The following is a 13,530-nucleotide window of genomic DNA, read 5'->3' as shown; positions in this document are numbered from 1 at the left end:
GAGCGTGGCGCGCGCTCGCCGCGCGCGATCCGGACGACCTGGGCATAGTGGCTGTGGACCGACCGCCGCACCTGCTCGCCCAGGAGGCCTCATGTCGTACCTGTCCGTGCCGTCGTCGTCGGTGCGCAGCCCGCGGTCGCGCGCGGCGCGTCCCGTCCCCGCGGGCGGCGGGAGCCTGGGATGACGACGACGTCGGACGGGCCGGTCGAGGACGCGCTGCTGCGGCTCGGCAAGCACCTCAAGCGCGGCCAGGTGTCCGACGACCTGCGGCAGGTGTTCCTCACCGGCGGGCGCCATGGTGACGTGTTCTACCGCGACCGCTGGTCCCACGACAAGGTCGTGCGCTCCACCCACGGCGTGAACTGCACCGGGTCCTGCTCCTGGAAGGTCTACGTCAAGGACGGCATCATCACCTGGGAGACCCAGCAGACCGACTACCCCTCCGTCGGCCCCGACTCCCCCGAGTACGAACCCCGAGGCTGCCCGCGCGGGGCCGCGTTCTCCTGGTACACCTACTCCCCCACGCGCGTGCGCTATCCCTACGTGCGCGGCGCGCTGCTCGACGCCTACCGCGCGGCCCGGGCCGCCACGGGCGACCCGGTGCTCGCGTGGCGCAAGGTCACGACGGACCCCGAGACCTCTCGCGCCTACAAGGCGGCGCGCGGCAAGGGCGGCCTCGTGCGCGCCACCTGGGACGAGGCCGCGGAGATCGTCGCCGCCGCCCACGTGCACACCATCAAGGCCTACGGTCCCGACCGGGTCGCGGGCTTCTCCCCGATCCCGGCGATGTCGATGGTCTCCCACGGGGTCGGCGCGCGGTTCGTCCAGCTGCTCGGCGGCACGATGCTGTCGTTCTACGACTGGTACGCCGACCTCCCGGTCGCGTCCCCGCAGGTGTTCGGCGACCAGACCGACGTCCCGGAGTCCGCCGACTGGTGGAACTCCACCTACTGCATCATGTGGGGCTCCAACGTCCCCGTGACCCGCACCCCCGACGCCCACTTCATGACCGAGGCCCGCTACCGCGGCCAGAAGGTCGTCGTCGTGTCGCCCGACTACGCGGACAACACGAAGTTCGCCGACGAGTGGCTCGCCCCGCACCCGGGCACCGACGGCGCGCTCGCCCAGGCCATGGGCCACGTCATCCTCACCGAGCACTACGCGCAGCGCCGCACCCCGCAGTTCGCCGACTACGCGGCCCGCTTCACCGACCTCCCCCACCTCGTCGTCCTCGACGAGCACGACGGCGGCCCGGGGTCCGGTGCGGCGTACGTGCCCGGGAAGTTCCTCACCGCCGCGGACCTGCCCGACGGCGTCGGGCGGCCCGGCGACGACGACGCCTCCTCCTCGAACGCCCGCTTCAAGACGGTCGTGCTCGATGCCGACGGCACGCCGCGCGTCCCGAACGGCAGCCTCGGCCACCGCTACGGCGAGGCCGGCGCGGGCCGCTGGAACCTCGACCTCGGGGACATCGACCCGCTGCTCTCCGTCGCCGATCCCCACGGCGTCTTCTGGGGCGCCCCGCAGGCCGCCCCCACCCGCGACACCGTCCCCGAGCGCCCGTCGTCGGCCGACCAGGGCTCTACCTCGGCAGACCAGGGCTCTACCTCGCGGTACCAGGGTTCTGCCTCGGCAGGTCTCACTTACGAGACCGTCGCCGTCGCGCTGCCGCGGTTCGACCTCGACCCGGCACCGGGCGACGAGGCGGGCGCACACCTGGGCGGCGCGGGCGTCGTCGTGCGCGGCGTGCCGGCGCGGCGCGTCGGCGGGCGGCTCGTCACGACGGTGCTGGACCTGCTGCTCGCGCAGTACGGCGTGAACCGCCCGGAGCTGGGGCTGCCCGGCGAGTGGCCCGCGGGCTACGACGACGACGCGACGCCCGCGACGCCGGCGTGGCAGGAGCGGTTCACGGGGGTGCCCGCCGCTGCGGCCGAGCGGATCGGTCGGGAGTTCGCGCAGAACGCGCTCGACTCCGGCGGGCGCTCGATGATCATCATGGGCGCGGGTGCGAACCACTGGTTCCACTCCGACACGATCTACCGCGCGATGCTCGCGCTGACGACGCTCACCGGCTGCCAGGGCGTGAACGGCGGCGGGTGGGCGCACTACGTGGGGCAGGAGAAGTGCCGCCCCGTCACGGGCTGGGCGCAGTACGCGGGCGGCCTGGACTGGTCGCGCCCGCCGCGCCAGATGATCGGCACCGCGTTCTGGTACCTCGCGACGGACCAGTGGCGCTACGACGGCCTGCCCGCGGACGCGCTCGCGTCGCCGCTCGCGCAAGGGCAGTTCTCCGGGCGCACGACGGCGGACACGCTCGTCGAGTCGGCGCAGCGCGGCTGGATGCCGAGCTACCCGACGTTCGACCGCAACCCGCTCGACCTCGTGGACGAGGCGCGCGCGGCGGGCAAGGACCCGGCGCAGCACGTGGTCGACGAGCTCAAGGCCGGGAACCTCCGGTTCGCGTGCGAGGACCCGGACGACCCGGCGAACTTCCCGCGCGTCGTGACGGTGTGGCGCGCGAACATCCTCGGCTCGTCGGGCAAGGGCAACGAGTACTTCCTCCAGCACCTGCTCGGCACGGACGCCGCGGTCAACGCCGCGGAGTCCGGTCCCGAGCGGCGCCCGCGGTCGATGACGTGGCGCGACGAGGCACCGCGCGGCAAGCTCGACCTGCTCGTCACGCTCGACTTCCGGATGACGTCGACGACGCTGTTCTCGGACGTCGTGCTCCCCGCCGCGACCTGGTACGAGAAGCACGACCTGTCCTCGACGGACATGCACCCGTTCGTGCACTCGTTCAACCCCGCGATCAACCCGCCGTGGCAGACGCGCACGGACTTCGACATCTTCCACACGCTCGCGGGAAAGGTGTCCGAGCTCGCGTCGACGCACCTCGGCGTCCGCGAGGACCTCGTCGCGGCGCCGCTCGCGCACGACACCCCGGACGAGATGGCCGTCCCGCACGGCGCGCTCACCGACTCCGGGCTCCCGGTGACGGAGCGCGAGCTCGTGCCCGGGGTGACCATGCCGAAGCTCGTCGTCGTCGAGCGCGACTACCCGGCGTTCGCCGCGCGCATGGCCGCGCTCGGGCCGCTCACCGAGAAGGCGGGCATGGTCACCAAGGGCGTGCACTTCTCGCCGGCTCCCGAGGTCGCCGACCTCGGGCGTCGCAACGGCCTCGTCCAGGACGGCCCGGCGGCCGGGCGCCCGCGCCTGGACCGGGACACGCACGCGTGCGAGATGATCCTCGCGCTCTCGGGGACGACGAACGGCCGGCTCGCGGTGCAGGGGTTCGAGCACGTCGAGCAGCGCACCGGCACCCGGCTCGCGGACCTCGCGCTCGACGAGCAGGGCAAGCGCGTGACGTTCCCGGACGTGCAGTCGCGCCCGACGCCGGTCATCACGTCTCCCGAGTGGTCCGGCTCCGAGCACGGGGGTCGCCGGTACTCGGCGTTCGTCGTCAACGTGGAGCGGCTCAAGCCGTGGCACACCCTGACGGGTCGCCAGCACCTCTACCTCGACCACGACTGGATGATCGAGCTCGGCGAGCACATGCCGATCTTCCGGCCGCCGCTGGACATGCACCGCCTCTTCGGCGACTCGCCCGTCGTGGGTGACACGTCCCCGTCCGGCTACCCCGGCTCCGCGGGCCACGCGGAGGTCGCGGTCCGGTACCTCACCCCGCACAACAAGTGGTCCATCCACTCGGAGTACCAGGACAACCTCTTCATGCTCTCGCTGTCCCGTGGCGGTCCGGGCATCTGGATGAGCCCGGCGGACGCCGCCAAGATCGGCGTCGCGGACAACGAGTGGATCGAGGCGTACAACCGCAACGGCGTCGTCGTGGCGCGTGCGATCGTCAGCCACCGCATGCCGGAGGGCACGGTCTACATGTTCCACGCGACCGACCGCACGATCGACGTCCCGCTCGCCGAGACGTCCGGGCTGCGCGGCGGCATCCACAACTCGCTCACGCGCATCCTCCTCAAGCCGACGCACCTCGCGGGCGGGTACGCCCAGCTCTCCTACGCGTTCAACTACCTCGGGCCCACCGGGAACCAGCGCGACGAGATGACCGTCATCCGCCGACGCAGCCAGGAGGTGCGGTACTCGTGAGCAGGACCGGGACGGCGCGGGGCCAGGGCGCGGGCGGGGCGTCGTCGGCACGGGAGGGGGTGGCGTCGTGCGGGTGATGGCGCAGATGTCGATGGTGATGAACCTGGACAAGTGCATCGGGTGTCACACGTGCTCGGTCACGTGCAAGCAGGCGTGGACCAACCGCACCGGGGTCGAGTACGTGTGGTTCAACAACGTCGAGACCCGCCCCGGGCTGGGGTACCCGCGCACCTACCAGGACCAGGAGCGCTGGCAGGGCGGCTGGGTGCGGACGAAGAAGGGCAGGCTCAGGCTCCGCGCCGGGGGCCGGCTGAAGAAGCTCGCGACGATCTTCTCCAACCCGAAGCTCCCCTCGATCCACGACTACTACGAGCCGTGGACCTACGAGTACGACATGCTGCTCTCCTCGCCGCAGGGGCAGCACACGCCCGTCGCGCGGCCGAAGTCTCTGCTCACGGGCCAGGACATCGACATCTCGTGGTCCGCGAACTGGGACGACGACCTCGGCGGCTCGACCGCGACCATGCAGGACGACCCCGTGCTCCAGCACATGTCCGAGCACGTCGCGACCGAGCTCGACAAGACGTTCATGTTCTACCTGCCCCGCATCTGCGAGCACTGCCTCAACCCCGCCTGCGTCGCGTCCTGCCCCTCCGGCGCCATGTACAAGCGGGCCGAGGACGGCATCGTCCTCGTCGACCAGGACCAGTGCCGTGGCTGGCGCATGTGCGTCACCGGCTGCCCGTACAAGAAGGTCTACTTCAACCACAAGACCGGCAAGGCCGAGAAGTGCACCCTGTGCTATCCCCGCATCGAGGTCGGCCTGCCCACCGTGTGCTCGGAGACGTGCGTCGGCCGCCTGCGCTACCTCGGTCTCGTCCTCTACGACGCCGACAAGGTCACCGAGGCCGCGAGCGTGGAGGACGAGCACGAGCTCCTCGCCTCGCAGCGCGCCGTCTTCCTCGACCCGAACGCCCCCGAGGTCGTGGCCGCCGCGCGTGCCGAGGGCATCCCCGACGACTGGATCACGGCCGCCCAGCGCTCGCCGATCTGGGACCTCATCTCGCGCTACGAGGTCGCGCTGCCCCTGCACCCCGAGTACCGCACGCTGCCGATGGTCTGGTACATCCCGCCCCTGTCCCCCGTCGTCGACGTCGTCGCCGCCTCGGGGAACGACGGCGAGGACGGGCGCACGCTGTTCGCCGCGATCTCGAAGATGCGCATCCCGCTCGAGTACCTCGCGGGACTGTTCACCGCGGGCGACACCGCCCCGGTGGAGCGTGTTCTGCGCCGCCTGGCCGCCATGCGGTCGTACATGCGCGACATCAACCTCGGTCGGGAGGCCGACGAGCGGACCGCGGCCGCGGTCGGCATGACCGGCACCCAGGTCCAGGAGATGTACCGCCTGCTCGCCGTCGCGAAGTACGAGGACCGGTACGTCATCCCGACCGCGCACACCGAGATCGCGCGCGAGCTCGACGAGCTCTCATGTTCCCTCGACTACGACGGCGGCCCCGGCATGGGCGGCATGGGCCTCACGGGCGGCGGCCCGTTCGGCGAGACGTCCGGGAGCCCGGTGCCGGTCGCGGTCGAGAACTTCCACGTGCTCCAGGCGCGGCAGACGGCGGACTCGCCGTACGGGCCGTCGACCCCCGGCCGCGTCAACCTCCTCAACTGGGACGGCAACGGGCGACCGCCCGGCCTCTTCCCGCCGGGCGAGGGGCCCGAGCCGGGCGACGTGTCGGGCGCGCCCGGCGGCGTCACGCCGGGCGGCCCGGGCTCGTTGCCGGGCGGGCGCCAGGACGCGCGGCACGACACGATCCCCGGTCCACCGGCGCCCTGTGGACCGGCGCCCGGCGGGCCGACGGGTGGTCCGGCGCCCGGCAGCGGTCCCGGCGTCGAGCCCGACGGGGGCACCCGATGAGGGCGCGCTCCCTGCTCCCGACCCCCGCGCTGCGGCCCGGGGCGCGGCCTCGCGGGCCGCAGCCCGACCATCTGGCCCCCGTCGCGGCGTCGGGCACCCAGCGCCGCACGACCCACATGGCGGCGTCCGTGCTGCTCGCCTACCCCGACGCGGACGTGCTCGACGCGGCCGTCGCCGTCCGGGCGTCGACGCCGGGGCTGCCCGCGCCGGTCCGCGAGCGCCTCGACGCGTTCTGCGACGTGCTGTCGGCCTCCTCGGACGCGAGGGGCCTGCGCGAGCTCCAGGCGCGCTACGTCGCGACGTTCGACCTCAAGCGCAGGTGCTCGATGTACCTGTCGTACTACGCGGCGGGCGACACCCGGCGGCGCGGGACGGCGCTCGTCGCGTTCGTCGAGGCGTACCGGGCCGCGGGCTGGGAGGTCACGGGCTCGGAGCTGCCCGACTACCTGCCCACCGTGCTCGAGTTCTCGGCGCGCACCGAGGGCGACGACGCGACGATCGCGGCGGGTCTGCTGGCCTCCCACCGTGACGGGATCGAGGTGCTGCGGACCGCGCTGGAGAGCATGGCGAGCCCGTGGACCGGCCTGGTCGAGGCGGTGTGCCTCACGCTGCCGCCGCTCGACGAGCGCACGCAGCGCCGGTACGTCGAGCTCGTCACGGCGGGACCGCCCGCCGAGCTCGTGGGGATGGAGCCGTTCGCGCTGGAGCCGTACGGCGCCGGGGCCGACCGAGCCGGAGGTGCGGGGCGATGAGCGGGGTGAGCACGGGCGAGATCCTGCTGTGGGTCGTGTTCCCGTACGTGACGTTCGCGGTCTTCGTCGTGGGGTCGATCTGGCGGTACCGGTACGACAAGTTCGGCTGGACCACCCGGTCGAGCGAGCTCTACGAGAAGCGGCTCCTGCGGCTCGGGTCCCCGCTCTTCCACTTCGGGCTGCTGTTCGTGATCCTCGGCCACCTCATGGGGCTCGTCATCCCCAAGTCGTGGACCGAGGCGGTGGGCATCAAGGAGGTGGCCTACCACTTCGTCGCCACGTACATGGGGTCGGTCGCGGCCGTCGTGCTCGTCGCGGGCCTGCTCATCCTCATCTACCGCCGCCGCACGTCCGGCCCCGTCTTCCGCGCGACGACGCGCATGGACAAGACCATGTACGTGTTCCTCGCGGCGTCGATCGTGCTCGGGTCGTGGGCCACGGTGCAGACGCAGCTCCTCGCCGGCGGTCACGGGTACGACTACCGGGAGACGATCTCCCCCTGGTTCCGCTCGCTGTGGTACCTCCAGCCGCAGCCCGCGCTCATGGAGGGCGTGCCCGCGGCGTTCCAGCTCCACGTCGTCGCCGCCAACCTGCTGTTCATCCTGTGGCCGTTCACGCGGCTCGTGCACGCGTTCTCCGCGCCTGTGCCGTACCTCTTCCGGCCCTACGTCGTCTACCGCGCGCGCGACGCGTCCGTCGCCGCGCGTGCCCCGCGGCCGGGCTGGGACCCGTCGGAGCGACCGCGCGCCCGCTGACCCGGAGCCACCCGCGAGACCGGACGACCTACCAGGTCACGGCGACGCAGCGGGTGAAAACGCGGCGTCGATGCCCACCGGACGTCCGACCACGCCCTCCTTCCAGGGGCGGTCACCCCGACCGCGACCGTCACCGGAAGAGGTTCGAGCATGTCCACCACCGCCCCGACGACCACCGGTCGTCCCCGCGCCGTCCGCCCGACCGTGGCGTCGGCCCCGTCCCCTGCCGCGCGTCGCGCCACCGGCCTGACCGAGCGCCTGACCGGTCGCGTCGACGCGGCCGTCACCGCGACGGCACGGTTCCTCACCCGCTGGTCCGTCCCCGCGCTGCGCGTCGCCCTCGGCCTCGTGTTCCTCGGGTTCGGCGTCCTGAAGTTCTTCCCCGGCGCGAGCCCGGCGGAGTCGATCGCGGCGCGGACCGTCGAGACGCTCACGCTCGGCCTCGTCGGCGGGACGGCGGCCGTGATCTTCACCGCGGTCCTCGAGACGTTCATCGGTCTGACGCTCGTCACCGGACGGCTGCTGCGCACCGGCCTGATCGCCCTCGCCGTCGCGATGGCCGGGATCCTGTCGCCGATCGTGCTGTTCGCCGGCGAGCTCTTCGGCCACGGCATGACCCTCCTGGGCCAGTACGTGCTCAAGGACCTCGTGCTCGTCGCCGGGGCGGCCGTCGTCGCCGCCGTCGCCCTCGGGGCTCGCCTGAAGCTCGACGCATGACACCTCGGCGCTCCCACGCCTTCCCTGACCCGACGCACAGGACCCCGTGACCGGTACCGGTCACGGGGTCCTGTCTGTCGGGGTGCCGATCTCACCGTCGCCTGGTGGAGCCGCCCCGTCAGGCGAGCGGGAGCGTCAGGTACGCGCTGTTCGGGTCGTCCGTGTAGTCCGCGAACGGTGGGCACGGCACGAACCCGTGACGCGCGTAGAGCCGGCGGGCGGGCGCGAAGTAGTCCTCGGTACCCGTCTCCAGGCTCACGCGGTCGAGGCCGCGGTCGCGGGCGACGTCGAGCAGGTGCGCGAGGACCGTGGCGGCGACGCCCCGGCCCCGCGCGGCCGCCGTCGTGCGCATGGACTTGAGCTCGCCCAGCGTCGCGTCGTGCTGCTTGAGCGCGCCGCACCCGAGGAGGTGTCCGTCAGCGGACCGCGCCGTGACGAACGTGATGTCGGGTGCGCGCAGGCGCTCGACGTCGAGCGCGTGCACGCTCTCGGGCGGCGACGTCGCGTACATGTCGTCCAGGTGCTCCCGGAGCAGCGCCAGCACGTCGGCGGTCGTCGGGTTCTCGACGGCGACGCGCACGGCGTCCCGGGTCGTCGTCTCGCTCACGCCCCGAGCGTGCCACACCGTGCGCGAGGTCAGGAGTCGAGCGACGCGAGCGCCTCGTCGACGGCGGCCCAGAGCTGGCGGCGGACGGCGAGGTCCGCCGTCTCCGTGTCCGGGTCGCCCCAGGGCTGGTCCAACCAGGGCGGCGTCGCGACGAAGTGGCTCGCGCCGTCGCCGTGGATCGCCACGGTCGTCCCGGCGTCCCGCTCCGCGAGGCTGCTCTCCGCGCGCCGCAGGAACGCGCAGGAGTCCCAGAGCTCGTCCTCGGTCCCGCACGCGAGCACGACGGGACCGTCGATCTGCTCGACCGGGATCCGGGCCTCGGGGCTCGCCGCGGTCTGCGCGTGCACGTCCGAGGAGCACGGGAGCGGCACGCCGCCCAACGTCCAGGCGGAGCGCGAGACGTCCGGGTACCCGCACATCACGGCGTCGGCGCCGACCGGGGCGACCGCGCCGTGGACGAGCTCCGGCCGGTTCGCCGCGAGCCACAGCGCCATCTCCCCACCGCGCGAGACGCCGAACGCGAGGACGGCGTCGCCGTCCACGCCCGGCTGCTCCCGGAGCCAGGCGAGGGCGTCGAGGAACGTCTCGGCCGGCACCTCCTCGAGCGACGACGGCTGGTCGACGTTCTTGAAGTAGCCGATGCCGAGCGCGGGGTACCCGAGTCCGGCGACCGCCTCGGCGACCATCCGGCCGGTCTGCGACCCGCCCTCGGACCCGCCGAACGCGAGGACGGCGGGCCGTGGGTCGTGGGCGGAGAGCCTGTCCGGGACCGCGTAGACCCCGGGGAACCCCTCCGACGCGGTCTCCCGGGTCGTGACCTGCGACGTCGGCGTCGGCCCGTCGGTGGGCGTGCCCGACGTCGGGGCGGTGGTCGGGTCGTCGGGCGCCGCGCCCGCGGTGCACGCGGCGAGCGTCAGGGCGACGACGGCGACCGCGAGGACGGCGAGCGCCCCCCGTCGATCCGTGGGGATGGCGGCGGGACGGGCGCGTCGTCGGAGGGCCATGCGTCACCCTAGCGAGCGCGGTGGCGAAGCACGGTGCGCGCCCGCTCGCCGCTGCGCCGTTGCTCGCGATCCCGCGACATGACACTCCGCAGGTGCGGGTCTATCGTCGCCTTCATGCCGCACTTTCGGATCCGTGAGGCCGCGAGCCTCCTCGGGGTCAGCGACGACACCGTCCGCCGCTGGGTCGACGCGGGCGACCTCGCCGCGAGCGCCGACGACGCCGGGCGCAAGGTCGTCGACGGCGCGGAGCTCGCGCGCTTCGCCGTCGCCCAGTCGCACCCGACCCCCGACCCGTCGGGCGTCGCGCGCTCGGCACGCAACCGGTTCGTGGGGATCGTGACGGGCGTCGTGAGCGACACGGTCATGTCCCAGGTCGAGATGCTCTGCGGCGGCCATCGTGTCGTGTCGCTCATGAGCACCGAGGCCGTGCGAGAGTTGCGGCTCGAGCCCGGCAGCCTCGCCGTCGCCGTCGTCAAGGCGACGACCGTCATCGTCGAGACCCCGGGAGGGACCGCGTGAACGCGGGCGCACGCCCTCGCACGACCTCCTCGCCGAACCGGGTCCGAGGCGCCCTCGCCGCGCTCGGGGCAGCGACCTTCGTCGCCGCGCTCGCCGCGTGCGGTACCGGCGCGGACGCCGGGGACGACGCCGCGGCGCCGGAGGGGGCGACAGGCTCCGCGAGCACGCCGGCCGAGGAGCGCACGCTCACGGTCCTCGCCGCGGCGTCGCTGCGCGACGTGTTCACGGACCTCGCGGCGGACTTCGAGGCCGAGCACGAGGGCGTCACCGTGACGCTGTCGTTCGCCGGGTCGTCCGACCTGGGCGACCAGATCCTCGCCGGGGCGCCGGCCGACGTCTTCGCGTCCGCGGACGAGCGCACCATGACCCGGGTCGTCGACGCGGGAGACGCGTCCGACCCCGTCGCGTTCGCGACGAACACGCTGACGATCGTCACCCCGCCCGGCAACCCCGCGGGCGTCGAGGCGTTCGCCGACCTCGGGCGCGAGGACGTCAAGGTCGTCGTGTGCGCGCCGGAGGTCCCGTGCGGCGCGGCCACCGACACGGTCGCCGAGGCCGCGGGCGTCACCGTCCACCGCGTGAGCGAGGAGGCGAGCGTCACCGACGTGCTCGCCAAGGTGACGTCGGGCGAGGCCGACGCGGGCCTCGTGTACGTCACGGACGCGACCCTCGCGGGCGACGACGTCGACGTGGTCGACGTGCCCGAGACCGCCGCCGCGCTCAACGTGTACCCGATCGCGCTCGTCGCGGCGGCCGAGGAGGCCGGCCCCGAGCAGGTCGAGCTCGCGCAGGCGTGGATCGACCTCGTGACCGGCGACGCCGGCCAGGCGGCGCTCGCCGCCGCGGGCTTCGGCGCCCCGGACGCGACGGCACCATGACGTCCGCCCCGCCTCGCAGGCCCTGATGCGCGGGCTCCCCCGCTGGGCCCTCGTCCCGGCGCTGCTCGGCGCCCTGTTCGTGGTCGTCCCCGTGGCGGCGATGGTCGCGCGCGTCGAGCTCACGCCGGGTCCGGACGGGACCGGCGGCTTCCGGGCCCTCGTGACGTCACCGGAAGCGCTCGACGCGCTCGGGCTGTCCGTGCGCACCGCGCTCGTCGCGACGCTCTGCTGCGTCGTCCTCGGCACGCCCATGGCGCTCGTCCTCGCGCGCACGACGTTCCCCGGCCAGCGCGTCGCGCGCGCCCTCGTGCTCCTGCCGCTCGTGCTGCCGCCGGTCGTCGGGGGCATCGCGCTGCTCCACACGTTCGGGCGTCGCGGGCTGATCGGCCAGCACCTCGAGGTGCTGGGGATCGAGGTCGCGTTCACGACGACGGCCGTCGTGCTCGCGCAGACGTTCGTGGCCCTGCCGTTCCTCGTCCTGAGCCTCGAGGGCGCGCTGCGCACGCAGGACACGCGCCTCGAGGACGTCGCCGCGACGCTCGGCGCCGGGCCGACGACCGTGCTGCGCCGCGTCACGCTCCCTCGCGTCCTGCCGGGTCTGCTGTCGGGCGCGGTGCTCGCGTTCGCGCGGGCGCTCGGCGAGTTCGGCGCGACCATCACGTTCGCGGGCGCGCTCCAGGGCGTCACGCAGACCCTGCCGCTCGAGATCTACCTCCGGCGCAGCGCCGACCCGGACGCCGCCGTCGCGCTGTCGTTCGTGCTCGTCGTCGTCGCGGTGCTCATCACGGCGGCCGTCCACGGCCCGCGCGCCCTCGGGGGTCCGGGCGCGCGCTCGACCCGTCCGCGGCGAGGCGCCCAGGGCCCCGGAGCGTCGGGCACTTTGCCCGACGGCGGTCGGGACGCCCGCGCGGACGACTCGCCCGGGGGTGCGGACGACCGGGCGGCGGCACCTGCGGTCGACCCGATGCCGCGCGTCGGCACGAACCCCGCCGCGCTCGCCGTGCGTGCCGTCGTGCCGGAGCGGGGGCTCGACGTCGACCTCACCCTCGCGCCGGGCGAGGTCGTGGCGGTGCTCGGCGAGAACGGCGCGGGCAAGTCGACGCTCGTTCAGGTGGTCGCGGGCCTCCTCCCGTCCGGCGACGCGCACGACGCCCGGATCGCCGTCGGGGACGACGACGTCACGCGCGCCGCGCCACGCCGTCGCCGGCTCGCGTGGCTGAGCCAGCGACCGCTGCTGTTCGAGAACCTCTCCGTCGTCGACAACGTCGCGTTCGGCCTCCGGGTGCGGGGCGTGCCGCGCTCGCGGGCCCGGCGCGACGCCCGGGACGCGCTCGCGCGGGTCGGGGCCGCCGACCTCGCCCCCCGGCGCGCGACCGACCTCTCCGGCGGTCAGGCGCAGCGCGTCGCGATCGCCCGAGCGCTCGTCACCGACCCGCGCGTGCTCCTGCTCGACGAGCCGCTCGCCTCGCTCGACGTGGGCGTCGCGCAGCACGTGCGGTCGGTGCTGCACCACGCGCAGCGCGAGCACCCGCGCACGACGCTCCTGGTGACCCACGACCTGCTCGACGTGCTCCTGCTGGCCGACCGCGTCGTCGTGCTGGACGCGGGCCGCGTCGTCGAGGACGGACCCGTAGACCAGGTGCTCATCCGGCCCCGGTCACGATTCGCGGCCCGCCTCGCGGGTGTCAACCTCCTCGCGGGGACCGTCGTGCACGTGGCCGAGGCGGAACTCCTCACGGCGGGAAGCCTCGGGGCGGAACCGGGCGGGCCGGGCGCCGGTGGGGCGGACGCGGCTCTCGTCCCGACCGAGGCGCGCCCGGACGAGGAGGCCGCCGCACGCGAGGTGACGGTCGCCGTCGACGGCACGGAGGTCCGCGTGCACGGGACGGCGAGCGAGCCGCTCGTCGCCGGGGACGGGGCCGTCGCGGTGTTCGAGCCGCGCACCGTCGCCGTCCACCGGGCGACACCCGAGGGCAGTCCGCGCAACGCGTACCGCGTCGTCGTGACGAGCGTCGAGCCGCACGGTCCGCTGCTGCGCGTGTGGGGCCACGTGACCGGCGAGGGCCCGGGCGACCCGGGCGCGGGCGCGACGCACGCCGTCGGGCACGACGCCCCGCACCTCGCCGCCGACCTCACGCCGCGCGCCGTCGCCGAGCTGCACCTGGTCCCGGGCGAGCGCGCATGGTTCGTCGTCAAGGCGGCCGAGGTCCGCATCCACCCCCGCTGACACGCCGAACGTGTCAGACGGCGGCCGGTGC

10 protein-coding genes are annotated in these 13,530 nt (G+C 74.1%); 8 read left to right on the top strand and 2 right to left on the bottom strand.

Features of this window, described 5'->3' with window-relative positions; all coding sequences use genetic code 11:
• The first annotated feature begins 180 nt into the window (after positions 1–180).
• The 5 genes from JN535_RS16480 (at position 181) to JN535_RS16460 (ending at position 8,264) form a co-directional block, all read left to right on the top strand.
• Complete coding sequence (locus tag JN535_RS16480) at positions 181–4,116, top strand: nitrate reductase subunit alpha (protein ID WP_240201325.1); 3,936 nt, start codon at positions 181–183, stop codon at positions 4,114–4,116.
• A gap of 67 nt (positions 4,117–4,183) precedes the next feature.
• A complete protein-coding gene (narH, locus tag JN535_RS16475) occupies positions 4,184–6,040 on the top strand; it encodes a nitrate reductase subunit beta (protein ID WP_307868846.1) in 1,857 nt (618 codons plus the stop codon).
• Positions 6,037–6,792, top strand: coding sequence for a nitrate reductase molybdenum cofactor assembly chaperone (gene narJ / locus JN535_RS16470; protein WP_205206715.1), 756 nt, complete (start codon positions 6,037–6,039; stop codon positions 6,790–6,792). Before narH ends, narJ begins: the two co-directional genes overlap by 4 nt.
• Positions 6,789–7,547 (top strand): respiratory nitrate reductase subunit gamma, encoded by a 759-nt coding sequence (gene narI, locus JN535_RS16465; RefSeq protein ID WP_205206713.1) that lies wholly within the window; start codon positions 6,789–6,791, stop codon positions 7,545–7,547. Before narJ ends, narI begins: the two co-directional genes overlap by 4 nt.
• 150 nt (positions 7,548–7,697) lie before the next feature.
• Complete coding sequence (locus JN535_RS16460) at positions 7,698–8,264, top strand: DoxX family membrane protein (RefSeq protein ID WP_205206711.1); 567 nt, start codon at positions 7,698–7,700, stop codon at positions 8,262–8,264.
• Positions 8,265–8,382: 118 nt separating this feature from the next.
• Here the strand turns inward: JN535_RS16460 and JN535_RS16455 are convergent, their stop codons facing one another.
• Positions 8,383–8,871, bottom strand: a complete 489-nt coding sequence (locus JN535_RS16455) for a GNAT family N-acetyltransferase (protein ID WP_307868845.1) — start codon at positions 8,869–8,871, stop codon at positions 8,383–8,385.
• Positions 8,872–8,900: 29 nt separating this feature from the next.
• The gene (locus tag JN535_RS16450; RefSeq protein WP_205206709.1) at positions 8,901–9,875 is read right to left on the bottom strand and encodes an alpha/beta hydrolase family protein; all 975 of its coding nucleotides are present in this window, start codon (positions 9,873–9,875) and stop codon (positions 8,901–8,903) included.
• A 114-nt stretch (positions 9,876–9,989) separates the two neighbouring features.
• Between JN535_RS16450 and JN535_RS16445 the strand changes: the two genes are divergently transcribed.
• The 3 genes from JN535_RS16445 to JN535_RS21605 are packed head-to-tail and all read left to right on the top strand — an operon-like array spanning position 9,990 to position 13,499.
• Complete coding sequence (locus JN535_RS16445) at positions 9,990–10,394, top strand: TOBE domain-containing protein (protein ID WP_205206707.1); 405 nt, start codon at positions 9,990–9,992, stop codon at positions 10,392–10,394.
• Positions 10,391–11,272 (top strand): molybdate ABC transporter substrate-binding protein, encoded by an 882-nt coding sequence (modA, locus tag JN535_RS16440; protein WP_205206705.1) that lies wholly within the window; start codon positions 10,391–10,393, stop codon positions 11,270–11,272. Before JN535_RS16445 ends, modA begins: the two co-directional genes overlap by 4 nt.
• Before the next feature lie 25 nt (positions 11,273–11,297).
• The gene (locus JN535_RS21605) at positions 11,298–13,499 is read left to right on the top strand and encodes an ABC transporter permease (RefSeq protein WP_205206703.1); all 2,202 of its coding nucleotides are present in this window, start codon (positions 11,298–11,300) and stop codon (positions 13,497–13,499) included.
• Positions 13,500–13,530 lie beyond the last annotated feature (31 nt).

It is taken from the genome of Cellulosimicrobium cellulans (assembly GCF_016921195.1).
GTDB classification, from domain to species: Bacteria; Actinomycetota; Actinomycetes; order Actinomycetales; family Cellulomonadaceae; genus Cellulosimicrobium; species Cellulosimicrobium cellulans_F.
Note: the sequence above shows the minus strand (reverse complement) of the source record. Positions and strands in the feature narration are given on the sequence as shown.